18 protein-coding genes are annotated in these 21,322 nt (G+C 62.8%); 4 read left to right on the plus strand and 14 right to left on the minus strand.

Annotation, left to right across the window (positions count from 1 at the left end; all coding sequences use genetic code 11):
• Positions 1 to 296 precede the first annotated feature (296 nt).
• The 4 genes from fdxA to DKW65_RS05000 all read right to left on the minus strand — a co-directional run bounded on the left by fdxA (position 297) and on the right by DKW65_RS05000 (position 5,926).
• Positions 297 to 620, minus strand: a complete 324-nt coding sequence (gene fdxA / locus DKW65_RS04985) for a ferredoxin FdxA (protein WP_111656224.1) — start codon at positions 618 to 620, stop codon at positions 297 to 299.
• A 156-nt stretch (positions 621 to 776) separates the two neighbouring features.
• The gene (mutS, locus tag DKW65_RS04990; protein WP_111656225.1) at positions 777 to 3,344 is read right to left on the minus strand and encodes a DNA mismatch repair protein MutS; all 2,568 of its coding nucleotides are present in this window, start codon (positions 3,342 to 3,344) and stop codon (positions 777 to 779) included.
• A gap of 138 nt (positions 3,345 to 3,482) precedes the next feature.
• Complete coding sequence (locus tag DKW65_RS04995) at positions 3,483 to 5,276, minus strand: sensor histidine kinase (protein ID WP_111656226.1); 1,794 nt, start codon at positions 5,274 to 5,276, stop codon at positions 3,483 to 3,485.
• Positions 5,276 to 5,926 carry a response regulator gene (locus DKW65_RS05000; protein ID WP_111657523.1) on the minus strand — a complete coding sequence of 217 codons (651 nt, stop codon included), beginning with the start codon at positions 5,924 to 5,926 and terminating at the stop codon, positions 5,276 to 5,278. Before DKW65_RS05000 ends, DKW65_RS04995 begins: the two co-directional genes overlap by 1 nt.
• Before the next feature lie 148 nt (positions 5,927 to 6,074).
• On the opposite strand from DKW65_RS05000, the gene DKW65_RS05005 reads away from it, so the two are divergent.
• Together DKW65_RS05005 and DKW65_RS05010 are read left to right on the plus strand one after the other, a co-directional pair.
• A complete protein-coding gene (locus DKW65_RS05005) occupies positions 6,075 to 8,075 on the plus strand; it encodes a hypothetical protein (protein WP_111656227.1) in 2,001 nt (666 codons plus the stop codon).
• A gap of 17 nt (positions 8,076 to 8,092) precedes the next feature.
• Positions 8,093 to 10,237 carry a hypothetical protein gene (locus DKW65_RS05010; protein ID WP_162925710.1) on the plus strand — a complete coding sequence of 715 codons (2,145 nt, stop codon included), beginning with the start codon at positions 8,093 to 8,095 and terminating at the stop codon, positions 10,235 to 10,237.
• Between the two features lie 55 nt (positions 10,238 to 10,292).
• On the opposite strand, the gene DKW65_RS05015 is transcribed toward DKW65_RS05010, so the two are convergent.
• The 8 genes from DKW65_RS05015 to DKW65_RS05050 all read right to left on the minus strand — a co-directional run bounded on the left by DKW65_RS05015 (position 10,293) and on the right by DKW65_RS05050 (position 18,251).
• A complete protein-coding gene (locus DKW65_RS05015; RefSeq protein ID WP_111656229.1) occupies positions 10,293 to 10,817 on the minus strand; it encodes a GNAT family N-acetyltransferase in 525 nt (174 codons plus the stop codon).
• Between the two features lie 58 nt (positions 10,818 to 10,875).
• Positions 10,876 to 11,145 (minus strand): type II toxin-antitoxin system TacA family antitoxin, encoded by a 270-nt coding sequence (locus DKW65_RS05020; RefSeq protein WP_162925711.1) that lies wholly within the window; start codon positions 11,143 to 11,145, stop codon positions 10,876 to 10,878.
• Positions 11,146 to 11,285: 140 nt separating this feature from the next.
• Positions 11,286 to 12,320, minus strand: coding sequence for an alcohol dehydrogenase catalytic domain-containing protein (locus DKW65_RS05025; RefSeq protein WP_111656231.1), 1,035 nt, complete (start codon positions 12,318 to 12,320; stop codon positions 11,286 to 11,288).
• 19 nt (positions 12,321 to 12,339) lie between these two features.
• Complete coding sequence (locus DKW65_RS05030; RefSeq protein WP_211315748.1) at positions 12,340 to 14,346, minus strand: acyl-CoA synthetase; 2,007 nt, start codon at positions 14,344 to 14,346, stop codon at positions 12,340 to 12,342.
• A complete protein-coding gene (locus DKW65_RS05035; protein WP_111656232.1) occupies positions 14,343 to 15,302 on the minus strand; it encodes a fumarylacetoacetate hydrolase family protein in 960 nt (319 codons plus the stop codon). The genes DKW65_RS05030 and DKW65_RS05035 overlap by 4 nt, the downstream gene beginning before the upstream one ends.
• A 15-nt stretch (positions 15,303 to 15,317) precedes the next feature.
• Entirely contained in the window at positions 15,318 to 16,391 is a 1,074-nt protein-coding gene (locus tag DKW65_RS05040; RefSeq protein WP_111656233.1) for a VOC family protein, read from the minus strand.
• Entirely contained in the window at positions 16,391 to 17,368 is a 978-nt protein-coding gene (locus DKW65_RS05045; RefSeq protein WP_111656234.1) for a phytanoyl-CoA dioxygenase family protein, read from the minus strand. Before DKW65_RS05045 ends, DKW65_RS05040 begins: the two co-directional genes overlap by 1 nt.
• 28 nt (positions 17,369 to 17,396) lie before the next feature.
• Entirely contained in the window at positions 17,397 to 18,251 is an 855-nt protein-coding gene (locus tag DKW65_RS05050) for a lysophospholipid acyltransferase family protein (RefSeq protein WP_245932396.1), read from the minus strand.
• Positions 18,252 to 18,397: 146 nt separating this feature from the next.
• Here DKW65_RS05050 and DKW65_RS05055 point away from each other — a divergent pair, with 146 nt between their 5' ends.
• Positions 18,398 to 19,978, plus strand: a complete 1,581-nt coding sequence (locus tag DKW65_RS05055; protein ID WP_162925712.1) for a bifunctional 3-(3-hydroxy-phenyl)propionate/3-hydroxycinnamic acid hydroxylase — start codon at positions 18,398 to 18,400, stop codon at positions 19,976 to 19,978.
• Between the two features lie 82 nt (positions 19,979 to 20,060).
• Complete coding sequence (locus DKW65_RS05060) at positions 20,061 to 20,699, plus strand: TetR/AcrR family transcriptional regulator (protein ID WP_111656235.1); 639 nt, start codon at positions 20,061 to 20,063, stop codon at positions 20,697 to 20,699.
• A 20-nt stretch (positions 20,700 to 20,719) separates the two neighbouring features.
• On the opposite strand, the gene DKW65_RS05065 is transcribed toward DKW65_RS05060, so the two are convergent.
• Together DKW65_RS05065 and DKW65_RS05070 are read right to left on the minus strand one after the other, a co-directional pair.
• Positions 20,720 to 20,995: a type II toxin-antitoxin system RelE/ParE family toxin gene (locus DKW65_RS05065; protein ID WP_111656236.1), complete on the minus strand. Its 276-nt coding sequence runs from the start codon at positions 20,993 to 20,995 to the stop codon at positions 20,720 to 20,722.
• Positions 20,996 to 20,998: 3 nt separating this feature from the next.
• Positions 20,999 to 21,277: a type II toxin-antitoxin system RelB/DinJ family antitoxin gene (locus DKW65_RS05070; protein WP_111656237.1), complete on the minus strand. Its 279-nt coding sequence runs from the start codon at positions 21,275 to 21,277 to the stop codon at positions 20,999 to 21,001.
• Positions 21,278 to 21,322 lie beyond the last annotated feature (45 nt).

Consider the following 21,322-nt stretch of genomic DNA (forward strand, 5'->3'; position numbering starts at 1 on the left):
GTGTAGGAAATAGCTGTTTTTTCTTGTGCGAAAGCGGCTCTCAGATCGAGAGAATACACTGTAAATTGTTGATATTTAAAGTTTTCAGCGAGAATTGTAATTGCAAGGTACTGTTAAATCTTCTGCAGAAGCGTCCACACCGCTTGCGAGCTTGCTATGATGCTCCTGTGTCGCACGGAGTGCAGTGCACAAGGATCTGCAACGGATGGCGGACACGGATGTCGAGGTGAGCGCAAACGGGTAGGGAACACTCGAAAAAAAGGGCGGCAGGATGCCGCCCTTTCCTTTTCCGGCTTTCAGCGAATCAGTTTCTCGAGCTTGTTGGGCACACCGTCCCACTCTTCCGCATCCGGCAGGGCATCCTTCATCTCGGTGATGTTCGGCCACTTTTCTGCCAGATCGGCATTGATCTCCAGAAACTCCTTCTGGTCTTCCGGCAACTCATCTTCCGAGAAGATGGCATTCACCGGGCATTCCGGCTCACACAGCGCACAGTCGATGCACTCGTCCGGGTGAATGACGAGAAAGTTCGGGCCTTCATAAAAGCAATCCACCGGGCACACTTCCACGCAGTCCGTGTGTTTGCAGTTGATGCAGTTCTCGCCTACTACGAATGTCATAGCCAGTCCTCGTGGTGTGCTTTCTCGGGGCGGCGCTAGTCTAGCCAGTCAGGCCGCGTCTGAACAGGCCCTGTTGCCCCATCAATGATCCCAGTTTACCCCATTCGCCCTGTGGCGGGATTGACATCCCGGTAATGGCGTGGCGGGCCGGGCGTGTCAGAGCAGATCCCTCAGCCGGTAAAGCAGGTCCAGCGCCTGGCGTGGCGTCAGGCTGTCCGGGTCCGCCTCGCGCAGGGCCACTTCGGCAGGGGAAGGCCCACTGCTGAACAGATCATTCTGTTGCGGCGAAACGGTAACAGGCGCTGGCCCGGCCCCGGGGGGCAGCCGGGCGCCACTTTCCAGAGCGGCCAGTTTGTCCCGCGCGGCATGGATGACGGTCGGCGGCACGCCCGCGAGCTGCGCCACCTGCAACCCGTAACTGCGGCTGGCGGGCCCTTCCTGCACCCGGTGCAGGAAAACGATGTTGTCGCCGTGCTCGCTGGCCGACAGATGGGCATTGAAGACACCAGGCAGTTCTGCCGCCAGTTGTGTCAGCTCGAAATAGTGCGTGGCGAACAGCGTAAAGGCGCCCAGCGACGTGGCCAGATGCTGCGCCGCCGCCCAGGCCAGCGCCAGGCCATCGAACGTGCTGGTGCCACGGCCGATCTCGTCCATCAGCACCAGCGACTCGCGGGTGGCGTGGTTGAGGATATTGGCGGTCTCGGCCATTTCCACCATGAAGGTGGAGCGGCCCCCGGCCAGATCATCGGACGAGCCGATACGGGTAAAGATGCGATCCAGCGGCCCGATGCGCGCACTGGCGGCGGGCACGCCACAGCCGATATGCGCCATCAGGCTGATCAGCGCCGTCTGCCGCATGTAGGTGGATTTACCGCCCATGTTCGGCCCGGTGATGATCAGCATGCGCCGCTCGCGGTCCAGGTGCAGGCTGTTGGGCACAAAGGCCTCGTCCAGCACCCGCTCGACCACCGGATGGCGACCGTCGGTGATCTCGATCACCGGCTCGTCCACCAGTTGTGGCGTCACATAGCCCTGCACTTCACCGCGCTCGGCAAAGCAACACAGCACATCCAGCTCGGCCAGCAGCATGGCGCTGTCCTGCAAGGCGCCGAGCTTGTCGGCCAGGGTTTCCAGCAGGGCCTCGTACAGCCCCTTCTCCACCGCCAGCGCGCGGCTGTTGGCCGACAGCGCCTTGTCTTCGAAGGTCTTCAGCTCCGGCGTGATAAAGCGCTCGGTGTTCTTCATGGTCTGCCGGCGGACATAATCCACCGGTGCCTGCTCGGCATCGCGGCGCGACAGCTCGATGAAGTAACCATGCACCCGGTTGTACTTGACCCGCAGGGTGGCCAGCCCGGTGCGTTCGCGCTCGCGGCGCTCGATATCCATCAGCACGTCACCGGCGTTATGGCTGATGGCGCGCAGCTCGTCCAGCTCCGGGCTGTAACCCGCTGCGATAACACCGCCATCGCGGATCAGCATGGGCGGATTTTCGATGATTGCCCGGCTGAGCAGGTCGGCTTCTTCCGGGAACAGGGTCAGCGCCTGTTTCAGGGGGCCCAGCACCGGATCGCTGTCGTCCAGCTGGGCATGCAGTTGCGGCAGCGCGTGCAGGCTCCGGCACAGGCGCGTGAGATCGCGCGGCCGGGCCGAGCGCAGGGCCACGCGGCCGAGGATCCGTTCCATGTCGCCCACGTCTTCGAGCACCTGGCGCAGCGACTCGAACAGCCAGCCCTGTTGCAGGCGCGCGACCCGACCCTGGCGCTCGACCAGCCGCTCCCGGTCGCGCAGGGGCTGGTTGATCCAGCGTCGCAGCAGGCGCCCGCCCATGGCGGTGACAGTACTGTCCAGTACCCAGGCCAGGGTGTGGGTGTCGCGGCCATCCAGCGTCTGCACCAGCTCCAGATTACGCCGCGTGGCCGCATCCATCTGGATGCCCGCGCTGGCGGATTCACGGCGCAGGCCGCGAATGTGGGGCAGGGCGGTGCGCTGGGTGTCCCGGGCGTACTGCATCAGGCAACCGGCGGCAGCGATCTCCAACGCGGAGGGATCACCGAAACCGGACAGGTCGTGGGTGCCGAACTGCTGGCACAATTGCCGCTTCGCGGTCTCCGCGTCGAATTCCCACACCGGCCGCGACTGGTAGCCGGGGCGCTCGCGCAGGGGCTGGGGCAGCAGCGCGTCTTCGCTGTACAGCAACTCCACCGGCTGCCAGCGTTCCAGCTGGGCCAGCAGCGCTTCGTCGCCCTGCACGGTGGTGACCAGCAGGCGCCCGGCGGCCAGATCCAGGCTGGCCACGGCGCAGGCATCATCATGCCGCGCCAAGGCACAGAGCAGGTTGTCGCGGCGCTCATCCAGCAGTGCTTCGTCACTGACTGTGCCTGGCGTGACAATGCGCACCACACGCCGCTCCACCGGGCCCTTGCTGGTGGCCGGATCACCGAACTGTTCGCAGATCACCACCGACTCACCCAGCCGCACCAGCCGCGCCAGATAACCCTCGGCAGCGTGGTAGGGCACCCCGGCCATGGGGATCGGTTTGCCACTGGACTGGCCCCGGGCGGTCAGCGTGATATCCAGCAGCCGCGCGGCCTTCTCGGCATCGCCGAAGAACAGCTCATAGAAGTCGCCCATGCGGTAGAAAATCAGCTGTTTCGGGTGCTCGGCCTTGATGCGCAGGTATTGCTGCATCATCGGGGTGTGCGCGCTGAGATCGTCCTTTGACATGGTTGCGAGGTCTGCCTTGTGTGCGGAAACGGGAAACATGGTCCATCGGGCGCTGGCCGCCAGGGCGGCGCCGTGAAGAGGGGGAGCATAGCAAAGGCGGTGGCGATGCTCTATGCCGTGCAGGCCGCACGGCAGCTCTCAGGCGGGGGACTCCGGTAATTGCAGCGGCAGCAGCAGTGTCAGGCGCGTGCCGGTGGCCAACGGCGCGATGTCTATGTGGCCGCCAAGCTGCCGTATCCGGCGACGCATGTTGATCAGGCCGGTGCCGTGGCGGCCCGGGTCATGGGGGAAGGGCGTGCCGTCGTTGATCACATCAATGCGCGCCTGGTGCTCGCCGTTCTCGCTGCCGGACACCTGGATGCGGGTGGCCTGGCCGTGCTTGAGGGCATTGGTAATGGCTTCCTGAAGAATGCGCAGCACGTTCAGCGCCTGTGAGGGGGTGACCCCGGTAATTTCGGGCAAGCGCGCCATCGACCAGTCGAGCGTGACCCCCATGCGCTTGAGCTGCCGTTCCAGGCGTTCGCGCAGGCCCGCCAGCGCCACCGGCAGTTCGCGGTCCTGGATATCCAGTGAGTGGATCACCAGCCGTAGATCTTCCAGCGCCTCACGGGCTGCGCGCTCCACCTGGTCGGATTTCTCCCGTTCGGACAGGGCAATGATCGAAGCGAGGTGGCCGGACAGGCCGTCGTGCAGATCGGCGGTCAGGCGTCGGCGTTCATTGCCCAGCGCCCGGCGTGCCGTTTCCCGGCGCTCTTCTTCGTGCAGGCGTTCCAGTTCGCGCTCTTGTTCGGTGAGGCGCTGGGTGAGCCAGGCGTTGACGTCATCCAGCCGGTTCAGGCTGACGCCCAGCCGCCGCATCAGAATCATGGCGATACCGATCATCAGCGCCGGGCGATAATACACCGACAGGAAAATCGGGCCGTCCAGGCGGGCGCTGATCACGGCATAGTCGTGCAAGGCGGCCAGTACCGCCAGCAGCAGCGGCAGCAGCAGTAACCAGGCTTCACTGCTACGCCGCGCCAGTGCGGCCCACGCCGTGATGCCCAGGCTGATCAGCGAGCCGAGAATATTCAGGGGCGCATTAACGAACATGACCAGCTGTGGTGCGGGCACAAGGTTTGACAGCCCGAGTGCAATGCAGACCAGCGGGACGATCAATGCTGTCAGCTTCAGCCAGCGGGGCGGCGGTATGCCCGCAATCAGCAACACAATAATCACCAGTATCGCGCTGGCCGCCGAGCCGATCATGTGCAGATAAGGCATCAGATCCAGCAGGCGCGGCAGCAGGTCCCGCATCATGCCCAGATAAATGAACATGGACGTCACCAGCAGCAGGGACAGCCAGCCGAACAGGGCGTCCTGCGGGCGGTACAGCCACAGCACCAGGACGACGAGCGCCATCAGGAGCTGACCGGCGGGCACCATCAGACGCAGGTATTCCAGCAGAAATACCCGGCTGCGGTAATAGGGCGTCAGCTGCTCGGCGCTGCCCACATACATCGGTGACAGGTAAGCGGGCACCAGCCCGATGGATTGCAGCTGAATATCGATGACGTTATCGCCAGGCGTCAGCAAGCGGGCGGGCAGAGGCACCAGGGCTGTGATGCCGGAGGCCAGACCGATCATGGTGGTGCGGTGCTCGGTGTCGGCGATTTCTTCGCCCGCGAGGGTGACGATGGCGCGTTGGCTGATGGTGGGGATAAACAGGTAGCGGTCGTTGATCTCGTCCAGCGGCACGGTGATGCGGTAATGCTCCCAGTGCCCGGCTTGCCGTCTGGCGCGTGGCAGCGACACCGCCTGCCAGGTCGTGTCGTCCTTGTATAGCGCCTGGGTGATCGCGGGGATATCCGGCTCGGATTGTTCCAGCCACAGCGGCATGCTGGCCAGCCAGGCCAGTAGCCCCCACAACACCCCCAGCCCCAGTTTGCGCATCACAATCGTATCAGGCCCCGCCGAGACGCTTCGTAGACCGCTTCGGAACGGTTGTTGGCGGCCAGCTTGCGATAGATATTCTTGATATGCACCGGCACCGTCTGGCGCGAGATGTTCAGCCATTCCGCCAGTTCGGCATAGGTAAAGCCCTTGGCGATGCCACGCAGGATTTCTGTCTCACGGGGCGTCAGCTGTGGGCCCTCGGGATTGACCACCGGCGTCCCCATGCGCCGCACCAGAATACGGGCAATCGAGGAGGAAATCGGCGAGTGGCCGGCGCGCAGTGACTTGATGGCCTCCACCAGTTCGATGGAATCAGCATCCTTGAGCAGATAACCCACCGCACCGGCCTCGATGGCAGAGAGCACCGTCTCGTCGTCGGCCAGCACGGAAATGACCATGGCATCCGCATCCGGGTGGCGCTGGCGCAGCAGACGGATGGCCTCGATGCCGTGGCCATCCGGCAGGTTCAGATCGGTCATCAGCAGATCCACCGGCTGCTGTGCCAGTACCGTCAGGGCGTCCTTCAAGGTGGCACAGGCCGCCACCAGCTCCCCGTCCGGCCAGGCGTCAAGAATGCGGGCGAAGCGCTCGCGCAGCGGCGTATCGTCCTCCAGCAGGAGAATGCGGGGGATGGCAGCGTCAGTCATCGAGGTCTCGCCCTTGTTGGTCGTCACACACTGCCCGATCAGTGTGCGAATCAGTATACCCCCTTCATGGTATGCCCCTGCAGCACGCACGCGCCGATACTCCCTGCAAACCGATAAACCGATATTTCAATATGTGGGGGGAAGAGGCATGGCCATTCATCGATACGCCGCCTTGCTGTGGGTGGGGCTGCTGCTCAGCGCCTGTGGGGGCGGTGGCAGCAACGGAACGGCGGAGACAGACGAGGGCGAGGCGCCCTGGCAGGCGGGCCTGGTGTTGCAGGTGGGGCTGCGCGAGGACAACAGCCTGCTGGCCGAACAGGCGGCGGATGCCCTGGTCGGCTTGCTCGCCGAGCACTCGATTCATGCCGGTCATCGCGTCGTGCGTACGCACTGCCCGCGCGGTACCGGGCTGGGCGGCACCCGGGCCTGTTTCGATATCTGGGTGCGCATTGCCATGTCGGCACCCTTCCAGGCGTACCGGCTGGCGACATTGCGCGAGGTGGTGGCCTCAGAGCAGTTGGCGGCGCGGCTCGCGGATCACGAAGCACTGCAGGAGATTACCTTCGTAGACCAGAAAGGCACCCTGGCCCCGCAATACGCCATGTTGTTTGCGCTGCGCGGTATGTCGGCGATTACCGAAGAGGAATGGCTGGCGATGTCGGCGATGCCACGCATGGCCACCAGCAGCAGCGACGAGGGGGCGGCGCTGCAGCGCGTGCCCGAACTGATCTGGAAGAACCCGATCACGACGACGACCAAGAACGAAGGCTATCAGCAGCGCGTGCTGGCCCCCGGTTACCACGAGGGCAGTGGTGTGGGCACCAAGGTGCTCACCGGCCTCAGCGCACGGGTATCGAAAGGTGGCCTGACGTGCCTGCGGGGCGTCTTCCACGACCTGGCCACCTTCAATGGCGACAGCGGCCATTTCGGCAACGTCATGGACGTGGTCACCTCGGGTGATTGCTCCTCGACCGAACGTGAGGTGCAGCTGGACACCAGCCAGGTCGCGGTCGGCATGAACATGAAAGTCAGCGACAACAACGTCAAGGCGCTGGGCCTGGCCTGGGGCAACCCGACGGTGTGGATCCGGGATGACAAGGACCACTTTCCCGACTTTCTGCTGAATGTCGACGGCAAGAAAAACGTCGCCCAGAACGGCACCTCCTCGGGTACCTGGGCCCCGGATGCATTTTATCTGGATGAAAGCTGGCCCTACGTGATTGTCGGGGTCGAGGCGCGCACCACCAACAGCAAGGTGTCTGGCCTGACCCTGCATCTGGGCTACCTGAGCTCGCCCGCACCGGACAAGAGCGATTTCTGGTACGGGCACACGATTGAGACGATCGAACAGGCGGCCACCGACATTCTGAACCAGGTCTATCCCGTGCTGGCGACGGAGATGAACTTTGAACTCTATCCGGATTGTGCCTCGACGATTGATCACATTCGCTTCTGCGGGAATCTGGGGGCAAAAGATTCCTACTCCGAAAATATCCTGGCGGGTTGGGCTGACGTCGCAATCTGTGAAACCGAATACGGGCTGTGTATGGGAACGGTGGGTATTTTCGATCCGGGGACCTGCAAGAAAGAACGCAATAAATGCTATGACAGCATGACCCTCAACGTGACCGGCTCTGCCGAAGTGGATATCCGCAACGTCAAGGGCCTGGCAGGCACGCACTTTGCCGGCACCGAGATTCCCTACCTTTCAAGCGGTCCGAGTCTCAGCATCGAGACCAGGGCCATCGTGGAGGACGGTCTGGCGTCCGATGTCTACTGGCGGCTGCAGCAGGACCCCGGCATCGTCGTTTCCGATACCACCACCATCAGGACCGACAAGCTCAAGTTCCGGATTCGCGCCAAGGTGGACGGCACGCAATGTGTGCCCGGCGAGTCTGGTGCCTTGTTCCTCACGGTGTCCGCCATCGACGTGATTGATCTGGGCGTCTGGGACATCGACGGCTTTATCGGCGACGTGCTCGGGGTGGTGGATGATTCGCTGGCCTGGCTGGGTGAGAGCCTGGATGACCTGTTCCAGGTGCCGAGCCTGCAGAACGAATATGAAAAGCTGCTGGACGACATGACCGATATGTTGACCGGTGAGCTGAACGTCATGCTCGCCGACATACCCATACTGTCGTGCGAATGATTTTGGGGGGAATGAAAATGAAAAATCAAAAAGGCATGACGCTGCTGGTGGCGAGTCTGGCGATGCTGCTGTCCGCGTGCGGTGGCAGTTCCGGCAACAGCACCGGCGACGCGACAGAAGAACACCCGACGCAGGCCGGTATGGTCCTGACGGTCGGTTTGAGTGAGGATGACGCCGCACTGCTGGCCCAGGTGGAAGATGAAATCGTGGACCGGCTGGGGCGTGCCCTGATTCCTGCCACGGTGCGCTCCCAGCGCATTCATTGCCCCGCCGGCTTCGATGAGGACGAACACACCCGCGTGTGCCACGACCTGAAAGTGAGCGTGCCGGTGGTGGTCGATGCCTTGCGCGCGCAACGCTTGAGGATGCTGGTGGACGGGCAGCAATTGTTGCGTGATCTGGAGGCCAGCGAAACCTTCCCGGACGTCGTCTGGTCCGAGACCGACGCGCTGCCGCTGTCACCGGGCGTGACGTTTGTCGACACCAGCGCGCTGGTCTGGGGGGAGCAGGTTGGCTTGCTGTTTGCGCTCCGCAATGGCCTGGCCTGGCACGAACCGGCACCGGCACTGTTTTCGAAGCATGCCGTCCAGAGCCTGTCCACAACGAGTCTGGCCACCACCAGCGTCGCCTCGGATCGCGCGGTACTGGACGAGCCGTTGATGTGGCGCCATCCCAGGACCATCCAGGTCAAGAACGCGGGCTATCAGCAGCGTGTGCTGGCGCCGGGCTACAGTGCCGGGGAGAACGCTGGCGACGACACCGGCTACTGGGTGCTGGACGGCCTGTCCGCCCGCGTCGGCAACGACAAGTTGCGTTGCCTGCGCGCACGCTTTGTCGATCTGCGTGATCTGGCCAATACCCGTATCGTGGAATCGCCGCAGGATTGTGGTTCCGTGACACGACAGGTGTCACTGGATGCCGCAAGCACCAACCGCGTCGCGGCAGGTGTGCAGATGAAAGTGAGCAGTAACGATGTGGTGGGGCTGGGGCTGGCCTGGGGTGAGCTGGCCACAGAGGTGGATGTGCTCGCGCCCGAGTTTCTGCTGGACACCGCCAAAAGCCACGTCAAGCACGACGGCAAGAAAGACGGCACCTTCAACCCGGACCCGTTCAAGCAGCTCAACGGCCACTGGCCCTACGTCATCATCGGCGTTGAGGCCCGGACGACGGACAGCAAGGTCTCAGGGCTGACGTTGCATGTGGCGGAACTGACGTCTACGCCACCCGCCCCTGATGCACTCTGGCCCATGCCGCAGACCGCCTGGTCCGGCTACCGGGTGGACGAGCTCGAAGCGGCGGTGACAGCGGCCATGGCGGAGGCGTTCGGCCAGTTGGCAGACCCGGATACCGGCCTGTATTTCGAGAGCTTCCCGCCCCCCGTGTGCGCACCGGGCTCGTCGCAGATGGCGCATATCGACCCCTGCGACCAGTTCTATGCGATGTACAGCGAATCCAGCAACGAGACGCGCCAGGAATGTGAAGACGGGTGTTCGCTGGCCAAAGGTTACTGTGATGCCCTGGTGCTGGACTGCGAGACACAAAACCTGCTGACGCCCGGCGTGTCCTGCGCGCACCCCTGTGAGGACGACGTGGACATGTGCTACGAATCCTGTGCCTGGCCGCAACCCTCTCACACGGCAAAGCTCAATATCGTCTCCCTGCACGGGCTTGAGCGCATGCAGATGACGCGCTCGAGCATGCCGTTCATGACCCAGGATATGGTGACGGGCATGGATACCCTGGGCGACCTGCACCAGGGCCTCACCGCCATGGTGGTGTGGGAACTCTGCCGCACCAGCGGCGGCCAGGCCTACTGCGAATCCGGCATGTCGCCACTGTCGTCGCAAGCCACCACCGTGAGAATGCGCAGCCGCCTGACAGCCGACGGCGCCGAATGCACTGCCGGGGCGAGACCGGCCGTGCGGCTGGACCTGTCACTGGACTTCGGCCATTGGGGTGCCTGGGATGTCGAGGCGTTCGCGGAAGACGTGGCGCAGCAGGCCGGCATGTCGTTCGACTGGGCTGTGGAGACACTGGAGGAGTTGATCCGCGTTAACTGGCAGGACGAACTGGTCCTCGCAGGGCAGCACATTTCGCAGGCGCTCAGCGCCGGCATGCAGGAACAGTTTGATGTCGAGCCATTGCTGCCTTGCAATGGTTGAGCGGGCAAACGCTTCAGACCAAGGGGCGTTCCTGGAGCGCCCCTTGGCAGCGGTGTCAGCCGCGAACCGCCGCCTTCGCCACGGCGGCCATCGCCGTTTTCATCGGCAAATACAAAAAACCGGCGTCGGCCTCTTCGAAACCGAACCGTTCATAGAACGCCACCACATCCTCGCCCAGCGGGTCGACGATGATCAGCGAGACACCCAGCGATTCCCGCAGTGTCACCAGCCGTTTGATGGCGTCTGCCACCAGTGCTTTGCCCAAACCTTGTCCCCGGAACGATTGGCAGGTGGCCAGGCGCCCGATCAGGGCGGCGGGGATGCTGGGGTAGGGCGGGTTGGCTTGGTCGTGGGGCAGGTCGGTGGGTTCGACACTGTGGGAGGAGAGCGTGTAGTAGCCGGACAACCGGCCGGGGTGGTCGATGTGGGTGGCGGCGTAGCAGCGGTTCAGGTTGCGGCGGGCATCCTGGGACACCTGCCTTTGGATAAAGTGGTTGAGGCTGTGTACGCCGCAGTCGAAGTGACGGCGGTCGTGCCTGGTCTTGTCGAAAGTGACAATCTCAAAGGGTGAAGGGGGCATTGCTGTGTTCTCCGTCACGGTCCTTGTGGCTGGAGGTCCGGTTGGCTGTCGCAGCTACCTATCGCAGCGCGTCGACCAGATAGTCGGTGGGCGCGGGCGGATTGTCGATGGCGTCCAGCACCCGATAGAACTCGTCATCACTCACGCGGGTGACGGTGGTCCGGCTGAGCAGACGCTGGGCCCGAGTCACTGCTGTGGTCAGCAGAAACTCCGTCAAGCGCGAGCCGTTGATTTCGGCGGCTTGCTGCAATAGCGCCTTGGTTTTGGCGTCAATGCGCAAGTTTACCCGTTCGTCTTTACGAGAGGGGCTTACAGAAGGCGCGTTCATGGTTCGCATCCCGGGCCCTTTTGGGTCCCATTGCGTCAAGGTGAGTACAATGTACTCACGGGTGGCTCTCCTGTCAAATCGCCATGTGCGCCACTCGCTAACCGCGCCTGCCGGAAGACGGGTTTCCATGATGCGGGCAGTCAGGCCTGGGTGTTCATAAAGACGGTCTTCCCCGGTGCGCGCAGCGCCGCCGGATCATTGAACACCTCCGGCAATGCGCTGAGGGCATAACAGGCACCGACGATGTCGGGCGCGCCATCCGCGAACAACCGTCCCAGGTACTCAAGCTGCCGGGGGTTTTCCTTGAACAACACCCAACGGTAACGAATGCCATGCTGACGCGCGGCGAGGCGTTTCTTCAGGTAGGTCTTGCCGCTGCCCGCCAGGCCGCGAACCACCCCGTTGTCACTGACAGAGCCAAGTAAGGGATTGCTGGTGGTGACATAGGCCCGGCCCGGTGAGTTGCGGCGCTGTAATACGTCCATCAAGGGGTCATTTGCGCGGTTGTCACCGGCCGGGGTGGCGCAGTTGATAATGATGTCCGCGTTGATCGCCGACATCGCGGACGGATCACGGTAATCGACGATGTCATGCGCGCCGAGGCGTTGCAGCCATTCCCGGTTCTGGCGCGAGGCCACGGCGGTCACCGTGGCACCCCAGCGCAACGCCAGGATCACCGCAATGGAGCCGACGCCGCCGCTGGCGCCGTTGATGCAAACCTGTTTTCCGCGCGCGGTGTCCGCCGACAGATTCACCGCAGCCAGTGCTTGCAGGGCGGTCAGCCCGGCATAGCCCAGGCCAGCGGCGGCGGTGTCACTGAGCTCGGGGCCGATGGGCGCTACGCAGTTGCGGGGCAGATTGAACATGTCTGCATAGGTGCCACCGATCCGGGGTGAGGAGGCAACGAGCACGCGCTGGCCCGCCTGCAAATCCGTAACGCCCGGACCGGTCGCGACAATGCGGGCGACGGCATCTCTGCCGAGCATCAAGGGAAAATGCCCTTTGGGATTGAGCAGCGGCGCGCCGTAGCCCCGGGCCACCAGAGTGTCAATTGGATTGATGGAGGTGCCGATCAATGCGAGCTGCACCTGGTGCTTGCCGGGTGCAGCGGGCGCAGGCACCGTCTCGGCAACCAGCGTGCCGGGGTCGTAGCCTTTGATGATGTAAGCGTTCATTGCCTTCTCCCCGGGTGCATCAGGTGCCCGTTGCCGCAGTGGTACCCGTTGTCGTAGTGGTACCCGTTGCCGCAGTGGCAAAAGTACAGAAGAACGGAAACTGTCCAAGTATCTGCTCTGCCTGTTCGGTCGCGGTGCGCAGGGGCAGGGTAATGTGGATCGCTGTGCCATGCACCTTGTGGTTTTCCACGGTGAGCGCATTCACGGTGATGCCTGCATCCTCCAGGGCTGCCTGCAGGGTTTCCGCAATCTCGCGGTGCTTGAGTTCAGGTTTGAAGATCTTGCCGACGCCGGTGAGCGGCATTTCATCGATAATGCGAATCTCTTTGGGCTGTGCGGCACGTTCGTTGATCTCCTTGCGGGCGAACGTCATCAGTGCTTCGGCGGTGGCGGTGGCCCCGGCACGCAGTTGCACATAGGCCACCGGCACCTCGCCCGCGTGCAGGTCAGGGCGCCCCACCGCTGCGGCCACTTCCACCGCCGGGTGGCGATGCAGCGGCTCTTCGATGCTGGCCGGATCAATATTGTGACCGCCGCGAATGATCAGTTCTTTCTTGCGACCCGTCAGCCAGAAATAACCTTCGGCATCCTCGCGCCCCAGGTCGCCGGTATTCAGCCAGCGTTCGCCATCACCACAGTCGATCCATAGCCCCTTGTTGTGCTCCGCTACCTTGTAGCCGGCAAAGACGTTGGGGCCGCTGACAGCAATGATGCCGACCTCGTTCACCTGGCAGTCGCGCTGATACCGGCCGTCATCATCCAGAACAACGGCTTTCATTTTTTGCCCTGGAATGCGTAGTCCGATGGAGCCCAGACGTTGCTCCCCCAGTGGCGGGTTAACGCTGCTGACGCAGGTGCCTTCCGTGAGACCGTAACCTTCCAGGATTTTCAGCCCCGTGCGCTCCTGAAAGGACTTGAATACTTCCACCGGCATGGGCGCTGCGCCGCACAGGCCATACTCCAGTGAATCAATCCGGTGTGTGCCGATGGGTACCTGCAACAATGCCGAGTAGAGCGTGGGCACACCACTGAAGAAATGAATCTGGTGGTGTTCAACGATCTCCCAGAAGTGTTTAACCACGCCATCACCGCGATATCCCTGTGGCGTGCCAAGCACCACGTGGGCTCCCAATGAAAAGGGCAGCAGGCCGGTCACCAGTACCGCGTTCACATGGAACAGCGGCAGCCCGCAAAACAGGTTCTTGCCCGTGCCGACGCCGTCACCGAGGAATTGTGCCGCGCTCCAGACGTTGGCGACTTCGTTGCGGTGTCGGCGCATGGCCAGTTTGGGGGTGCCTGTGGTGCCACCCGTGCAGAAATAAGAGGCGATGTCGTCGGGCTGAATGCTGCGGCGGCTGCGCAGACGGCGGCCGGTTTGGCGGCGGCGGCCACGATTGAAGTCATGCAGTGTGACGCGGCGCGGTAGGGCCCGCCGCACGCCACCGAGACCATGCAGACCGATGGCTTCGCGCTTTTGCAGCAGTCTTGCCACCTTGCCTTTCAATCCCTGCACATGATCCGCGATGTTGACCAGTGCCAGGTGCCGCAGGCTGGGCACATCCTGAATGGCACGCTGCACCTTGGGCCAGAGATCGGTGCCGGGGAAGGGCGCCAGCGTCACCAGGATGGTGGCACCGGCCGCGTTCAGCAGTTCGGCAATGGCCGGGGCTTCGAGCAGCGGATTGATGGCACAGACAATGCCTGTGGCTTCGCCCCCCCAGATGGTGAGATGGGTCTCGGGCAGGTTGGGCAGCACATAGGCAATGACGGTGTTTTTATCTGCGCCCAGCGAGTGGAAGAAGTTGGCGGTCTGATTGATCCGATGCAGTAGCTCCCGATAGGTCCAGGTTTGCGGACGACGGTGCGTCGCGGTCTGCAGGAAAAAAGACAGCGCTGGTGCATCCGGGGCCAGATCATGCCCCTGCCGGATCATCGCATAAGTGCTGTCCGGTAACGCTGACGGGTCCCCGGCCTGTTCGCTGGCGGCCACATCGGCCAGTGTGCTGATCCCGGACACAGCGCTCATGCCTCATCCTCAACGGTATGCCGTTGCGTGCCCAGATTGAGGTAGCCATCGCGGCTGGTGATCGTGGATTCCACTACATCCCCGGCCTGAAGATAGTGCTCGCGGCGTTTCTGCGACTTGACGAACAGCTGCCATTTTTTTGCCTCTGGCAGCAAGCCGACCATCTTCACTAGCGCGGGCTTGGGCAACCCCAGGGCGCAGCCTGACGGCGTGCCCGTCATCAGCACATCCCCCGGTGCAAAATCCTGGACCTGGGAGTATTCCGTCAGGGTTTCTGCGGGCTTGAAGACCAGATTGTCGGTGCTGTCCTGTTGTCGCGTGTCACCGTTGACGGTGAGGCGCAACTGCATCTCACGCAGGTAATGCATCTCGCTTTTATCAAGCAGACACAGCACCGGGCCCAGTGGGCAGAAGGTGCGATAGCTCTTGCCCTTGTGAAACTGCATTTGCGGAATCTGCACATCCCGTGCCGACAGATCATTGCCGATACAGATACCGGCCACATATTCATGCAGGTTGTCGTCGGTGACCTGCACGGGCGCCTGGGTGCGTTTGCCCAGCACCAGCGTCATTTCGATTTCGTAGTCCAGCAGTTCAACATGGCGCGGCTTGACGATGCGGCCGGTGGGCCCCGTGATGGACGCCGATGATTTGGTAAAGAACATGTTGAAGCTTTTGTCATCCGGGTTCATGCCGGAATCGATCATGTGCTGGCGATAGTTGGCGCCCTGGCACAGCACCTTGGCGTCGGTGGTGATGGGGGACAGCAGCACGACGCTGCCAAGGTCCACCGCGGGCTGATCGCTGGCAAGACGGCTTTGTATCCCGGCATAGCCCAGCTCGATCAATGCGGACGTGGTGGTGCAGGGGGCATCGATGGGTTGAATCTGCATACCATCGAACAAGCCCCAGCGGGTCTGGTCCTGATGGCGGAAACGGACGATATGAAGTGCCATGATAATTCTCTCCAGTCAGCCAAACAGTTTGGCGAGTGTGATCAGTTTTTTCAGCGACAGGTCGGGGCTGTGGCGCAGGTTGTGCGCCATGCCCTTGAGGGCCGCAGGCGTGAGTTTGGGTTTGGTGAAACTGGCCGGCATGTCCTGGCCCCACTGGGCCATGGCCTCCCGGCTTACCGGATGTACGCCCATGGGGAGATCGGCAGTAAACACGTCGCCATCACAATAGTGTTCGTGCTTGGCCTCCCAGGGGTCTTGCCAGTAATCAAAGATCTGGCTGCCGAGGACGTGGCGCCCGATGCCCCACGCATGCTTCCAGCCGCGCTCCTTCAATATGCGCTGCCCCATGCCCACCGCATCAGCGTCGATCACCTCATAGGCGCTGTGGCTGTACAGCGGCATGAAGCCCTGGGCCATGGCGAGGGTGTGGTGATCCGCCGGGGTGTCACCGAGATCCAGGCGCAAAAACACCACGGCCGGTGAACCGTCTGGCAGGACTTGCACATCGCTGGGGATCAAACCGAAGTGCCGGGTATACCAGCCGCAGGTCGCCTGGAAATCCGCGACCTCAAGCACCAGATGGCCGAGCCGCAGCACTTCCGGCGGGCTCACCGGCGGGCGCTGGGTGTCATTGATGCGGGGCTGTTGCGCCGCGGCGTTAAACGGCAGCGCGTCGCGATGTGGCAGCGCCTCAGCCGGGGTCTGCCCGCAAATCGCTTCAACGGTGAACCCGGACGGGTCGGTCAGGCGCACCAGCTCGCCGCCGCCGGGATACGCCGCAGGCTGTATCGTCGAGGCGCCGGGAAGCTGGCTCAGCCGGATCAGATCTTCGCGCGAGAATACCGTGAACCCGAAGCCGATAAAGCGCGGTTTTTCTGCACGCCGCACGCGATAGCAGAACGGCTCCGGGCCGGTGCCGCGCAAATAAAGGGCTTGCGGTGAAGACGAAGAGGTCTGCAAACCAAAGTCGTTGAGAAACTGCTCGGCTTTGTCCAGATCCGGGCGTTCGAACAACAGATACGCCAGCGATTGTGCCCTGACGGTCGGGTCAGGATGCCGCGCGGGTTGGGGTGTTGTGAGCTTGGTCATTATTTTTCGCCTCGTGTCGTCCAGGTTTGTTTTGGCTGTCCGGTGCGTTGGCGCTTGAGGATCTGGCGCGCGGCGGCCCTGGCGTTACCTATGGCGGAGGCCGCCAGCTTCGCGGGCCGGACGCGTTCCGGTTGCAACCGCGCGGCGCGCTCCGCCGGGTCGGGGGTGGGCAGAATGCGCGGGAACGCGGCGCCGCGCAGCGGCCCACCGGGGACTGAGGCATGCGTGTAGTGGATCGGCATGCGTTTGCTGGAGGGCGTATAGACCACATCATCGCCGGTCCAGCGCAGCGCCAGCGCACGCCGGCGCCGTTCGCGCGAGGCGTTGCCATAGGAACCATGCAGGGTCAGGGGATGGAAGGCCAGAATGTCACCCGGCTCCATGTCCCAGTCGATCAGATCATACTGATCCGGGTTGGCATTGATATCGGGAATGTCTTCCATGTCATCGTCAATGATGCTGGCCACATAATCCGGCGAGATGGCCTTGAAGCGCTGCGGCCACCGGTGCGAGCCCTTGACGTAAAGCAGCCCGCTGTTCTCCCGGTTCACCGGGTCGCAGGGGATCCAGAAGGAGCAGATCTGCTCACCGCGAATCGGCCAGAAGCTCAAATCCTGATGCCAGGGGGTCGGCGCATCGGTGCCGGGTTCCTTGACGAACATCTGATCGTAAAAGAAGCGCACTTCTTCCGACTCCATCAGTTGCCGGGCCAATTCTGCACAGGGGCTGTAGTAAATCAGGTCGCGCAGGATGTCGATGCGTTTCCAGAGAAAGATATCCATCTGGTAGCCGTCGACCTTGCGCGACATAAACCTGCCGAGCAGGGAGCTCTTGCGCCGGGCTTCCTCAATACCGGCTTCGACCATGGCCATCCAGTTGGGGTCCAGAGCCTGCTTCAGCATGATGACGCCGTCTTCCTGATACGTCCTGATCTCTTCTGCCGTGAGTGCACGGCGTGGCGGGGCTACGAACGTCATGGGTGGGTTCTCCTGTTGAGTCGGGTCGTCATGGCTGCTCCGTGACGGGCGCGAGGTGGCGACGAAGCCAGCTCCAGTTTCTGCGGCGATCACCCTGCCGAAAGGCCTTGAGGTCGACGATCTGCTGTTCGACCGCTGCAGCAACCTGATGGCGTATGTCCCACAGTGTCTGTTCATCCCCTTGCAGCCCGGCGAGGTGGCGGGTGGGAATGCGTTCGCCAAAGCCGAAGTAGAAGCGCTGGGGGCGGGGTAGCAGTGTCGGGCCCATGCCGCGACTCAAGGGCGGGATCATGTCGCCGCCGCGCAGGCTTCCAAGTAATCCGGTCTGCTCGAGCAGCCAGCGGAGTGTCGGGTTGTCGGTCACGTCATTGGCATCCGCAAGGATGGTGTAGCACTCATCGGGGCCCAGCGAGCCGAACGGGATGATGTCATAGCCATGCTTGATGGCCTGCCGCACGAAGCCCAGACGCTTTTTCCAGATCAGTTGGTATTGCTCACCCTTGCGCCGCCACACCTCGCGGGCGCCGCCGGGGAACACCAGTATGGATTCGCCCGCATCCATCAACGCATCACAGTTTGCCGGCGTACCCAGGACCATGCCGTTTCTGCGCAGCAGATCCCGCCACAGCGGCAGCATGAAGTGACTGCGATCACCCAAGGCGCGCGGCAGCAGCCCGTGCCGGGTGTACAGGTGCTGGACCATCAGTGGGAGATCCAGCATGCCGTACAGCGTGTGGTTGCCCACGAAAAGCGCCGGTTTGCCCAGGTCAAGCTGCTCAAGGCCCACAAACGTCGGCCGGAAGTAAAGACGGCCAAGCGTCATGATCCTTCTGGCCGTGGCAGGGCTGAAAGGGCGGATATCGTCCATGGTGCTTTCTTGCATGACGCTTTCCTGCATGACGCCTTCCTGGTGACTCAGCGGCTGGGTTAACTGCATACTGAGATTTAATTCAATATTGAAACAAATGTCAATAAAGAGTAAAAAGGTCATCGCTTCCCCCTCTCACGAGAACTGCTGGCGAGACTGTGATGACGAATGAATCTGATGTGCTGCCCCGGGCGACGGATGTACTGGTGATTGGCTTTGGGCCCGTGGGCGCGGCGCTCTGTGCTTTGCTGGGGCGCTACGGCGTGTCCGCCCTGGCCGTGGACAAGGTGGCGGAGGTGATGCTGGCGCCACGCGCCATCGCCCTGGACAACGAAGCACTGCGTATCCTGCAGATGGCCGGGCTCGGGGAGGGGGCGTTCGAGCGACTCGCTATTCCCGAGGTGCGGATGCACTGCCCCTATCTCGGTCAATTCGGCCAGGCCAATACCAGCGGCACGATAGACGGGCACCCCAAGCTGGTAACCTTTTATCAGCCGGATCTGGAACATGCCCTGCGGCGACAGGTGGCAGCCTACCCCTGCGTGGCCTTTCACAGCGGCTATGAGCTGGTGAGTTTTACCCAGTCGGAGGCGGGGGTGACGGCGCAGTTGAAGGACGGCGCTGGCGAGACGCACGAGGTGGTGGCGCGCTATCTGGTGGGGGCCGACGGCGCCAGCTCAACCGTGCGCGGTTTGATCGGCCAGGGCTTTGAGGGGCAGACCTACCCGGAAGACTGGCTGATCGTGGATGCGATACGCCGGGAGGAGAAGGCGATCGACCATGTGGAGTTTATCTGCCACCCCGATCGGCCGATACCGCACATGCCCGCACCGGGCGGCCGCGAGCGTTGGGAGTTCATGCTCAAGCCCGGCGAGACAAAGGAAGAGATGGAGCGGCCGGAAAAAGTCGCCGAACTGCTCGCCCCCTGGATTGCACCGGAAGACCTCGTGATCGAGCGCAAGGCGGTGTATCGCTTCCATGCCCGCTGCTGCGAATCGTTCCAGCAGGGGCGGGTGTTCCTGGTGGGCGACGCGGCCCATATCACACCGCCCTTCGTCGGCCAGGGGCTGGTGGCCGGGCTGCGGGACGTGGCCAACCTGGGCTGGAAGCTGGCCTGGGTGACCCGGGGGCAGGCATCGCCCGCGCTGCTGGACAGCTATGACGCCGAGCGCCGCCCGCATGCCAGGAAGATGATCGGCCTGGCCAAGCTCATGGGGCATCTGGTGATGCCCCGCAATACCTTCAAGGCCCTGACGGTACACGGTGCCATGCGCCTGTGCCGGTTCATACCGCTGTTGCGCCGGCAGCTTGAGGAACTGGAAATCAAACCCCCCAATCGTTTCCGCGAGGGCTGCCTGATCAAGGGTCGGGCACGCAAGGGTGTCAACCGTGGCGGGCTGCTGCCCCAGGGGCTTGTGCGGCATCAGGGCCAGATCCGCCCCAGCGACGATGTGTTCGGCGATCATCTGACGTTGACCGGCTTCGGTGTTGATCCGCGCCAGTGCCTGGACGAGGCCACCCGGGCCCGCTGGGAAGCCCGTGGCGGTGCTTTCCTGCAGGTCGGCTTGCACGGGCAACGCCCTGGTGCCGGCACTGCCTTTGCCGAGGACCTGTCGGACGTGCTGGCGAATAACCGGTCCCGCGGCACCGTGATGGTCAGCCGCCCCGATCGCGTCATCATGCACGATGGCCCGGCGCAGGCGGCGCAGCGTGTTGTGGATGAATGCCTGAGAGCGCTTTAATGAAGCGCTCTCAATATTGATATTTCCCCAGTATGATGAGGCCGGTGCGAGGAGATCCACAATCCGTTTGACAGGGCAGTTCATGGCAAAGAAAGCAGCGGCAAACACACAGACGCGGGGTTACAAGAAGAAGGCGCGCACCCGGCAGCAACTTCTGGACGCTGCCCTGCGCATCTATGCCCGCACCGGCGTGGCGGGCCTGGCGCTTAACACGCTGGCGGAAGAGGCGGGGGTGTCCAATGGCACCGTCTACAACTACTTCCGCACGCGGGAGGAAGTGCTGGAAGCGGTGGGCCTGGAACTGGCGGTTCAGCTTTCGCAACAGGTGCTGGTCTTCAGCGAGGGCGTCAGCAACGGCGCCGAGCGCCTGTGCATCGGCGTGCGCACCTTCATGGGCAAGGCGCTGGATGACCCCGAATGGACCCGCGCCCTCATCACCGTGGTGCGTTACGCCGAGGGTATGCGGTCTGCCCTGGCCGCCTACTTGCGCGCCGATCTGCAGGCCGGGCGCGAGCAGGGCGATTTCGTCTATGCCAACGAAGAAATGGCCATGGCCATGGTGGTGTCCGCCACCATGGGCGCCATGAACCTTGTCGTGGAAGGCTTTGACGTCGAGCACCCGGATCGCATCGCCGCTGAAATGATCCTGCAGTCGCTGGGGGTGAGTGCCAGCAAGGCCAGGAAGATTGCAAGCCTGCCGCTGCCCAGAGCGGCGGACTAGCGGCGCGGGATGCCACAGCCTCAGTCAGGAAAAGTCTGTTTCTGATGAAGTACCCGCATCACCCGGATCCCCCCATCCTCGATATAGTAGGAGACGATCATAGAAACGTCCGGGATGATCAGTAACCGGCCCGGAATGCCAGCGCGTTGCACGCCGATCAGTGGCTGGTCGAGCAAGTTCTCCACCTTTTCCACGATAATCCTGTCGGTTTGATCAGCGGCCAACGGATTGTGTTGGTAGAGAAACGCAAAGATCCTTTCGCGGTCGTTCAGGGCTTCCTCTTCCCAGTAGATCATGCATTACCCGCCGTTACGTATTCTGGCTTTGCGCTCGTCCATGCGCTTGCTGGCTTCATCATGCGTAACGAAGACCGCCTTGCCCCTGTCGAGCTTCTCAAAAGCCTGATTGACCTGCTCGGTAAGCCAGGCGTTATGGGAGGTCGCCTGGCGTTGCTGTGCCGCGAGTTGCTCGGCCAGCTCCCTGCAGGCGTCGCTCAGGGTGCGACCCTGGCTCTCGGCCATAAGCTGGGCGAGACGCTTGGTTTCCTCGTCAATACGAAACTGGATTCTGGTATCCATGTTTATCTCCCAGGATGTCAGTACAAACGTTAGCACATGGTCGAT

The sequence above is a fragment of the Isoalcanivorax indicus genome, assembly GCF_003259185.1.
GTDB lineage: Bacteria > Pseudomonadota > Gammaproteobacteria > Pseudomonadales > Alcanivoracaceae > Isoalcanivorax > Isoalcanivorax indicus.

Excerpts from the sequence above, each read along its gene's own strand:
- fdxA (WP_111656224.1), bottom strand. The coding sequence starts at position 620 with ATGACATTCGTAGTAGGCGAGAACTGCATCAACTGCAAACACACGGAC.
- mutS (WP_111656225.1), bottom strand. The coding sequence starts at position 3,344 with ATGTCAAAGGACGATCTCAGCGCGCACACCCCGATGATGCAGCAATAC.
- DKW65_RS04995 (WP_111656226.1), bottom strand. The coding sequence starts at position 5,276 with ATGCGCAAACTGGGGCTGGGGGTGTTGTGGGGGCTACTGGCCTGGCTG.
- DKW65_RS05000 (WP_111657523.1), bottom strand. The coding sequence starts at position 5,926 with ATGACTGACGCTGCCATCCCCCGCATTCTCCTGCTGGAGGACGATACG.
- DKW65_RS05005 (WP_111656227.1), top strand. The coding sequence starts at position 6,075 with ATGGCCATTCATCGATACGCCGCCTTGCTGTGGGTGGGGCTGCTGCTC.
- DKW65_RS05010 (WP_162925710.1), top strand. The coding sequence starts at position 8,093 with ATGAAAAATCAAAAAGGCATGACGCTGCTGGTGGCGAGTCTGGCGATG.
- DKW65_RS05015 (WP_111656229.1), bottom strand. The coding sequence starts at position 10,817 with ATGCCCCCTTCACCCTTTGAGATTGTCACTTTCGACAAGACCAGGCAC.
- DKW65_RS05020 (WP_162925711.1), bottom strand. The coding sequence starts at position 11,145 with ATGAACGCGCCTTCTGTAAGCCCCTCTCGTAAAGACGAACGGGTAAAC.
- DKW65_RS05025 (WP_111656231.1), bottom strand. The coding sequence starts at position 12,320 with ATGAACGCTTACATCATCAAAGGCTACGACCCCGGCACGCTGGTTGCC.
- DKW65_RS05030 (WP_211315748.1), bottom strand. The coding sequence starts at position 14,346 with ATGAGCGCTGTGTCCGGGATCAGCACACTGGCCGATGTGGCCGCCAGC.
- DKW65_RS05035 (WP_111656232.1), bottom strand. The coding sequence starts at position 15,302 with ATGGCACTTCATATCGTCCGTTTCCGCCATCAGGACCAGACCCGCTGG.
- DKW65_RS05040 (WP_111656233.1), bottom strand. The coding sequence starts at position 16,391 with ATGACCAAGCTCACAACACCCCAACCCGCGCGGCATCCTGACCCGACC.
- DKW65_RS05045 (WP_111656234.1), bottom strand. The coding sequence starts at position 17,368 with ATGACGTTCGTAGCCCCGCCACGCCGTGCACTCACGGCAGAAGAGATC.
- DKW65_RS05050 (WP_245932396.1), bottom strand. The coding sequence starts at position 18,251 with ATGCAAGAAAGCACCATGGACGATATCCGCCCTTTCAGCCCTGCCACG.
- DKW65_RS05055 (WP_162925712.1), top strand. The coding sequence starts at position 18,398 with ATGACGAATGAATCTGATGTGCTGCCCCGGGCGACGGATGTACTGGTG.
- DKW65_RS05060 (WP_111656235.1), top strand. The coding sequence starts at position 20,061 with ATGGCAAAGAAAGCAGCGGCAAACACACAGACGCGGGGTTACAAGAAG.
- DKW65_RS05065 (WP_111656236.1), bottom strand. The coding sequence starts at position 20,995 with ATGATCTACTGGGAAGAGGAAGCCCTGAACGACCGCGAAAGGATCTTT.
- DKW65_RS05070 (WP_111656237.1), bottom strand. The coding sequence starts at position 21,277 with ATGGATACCAGAATCCAGTTTCGTATTGACGAGGAAACCAAGCGTCTC.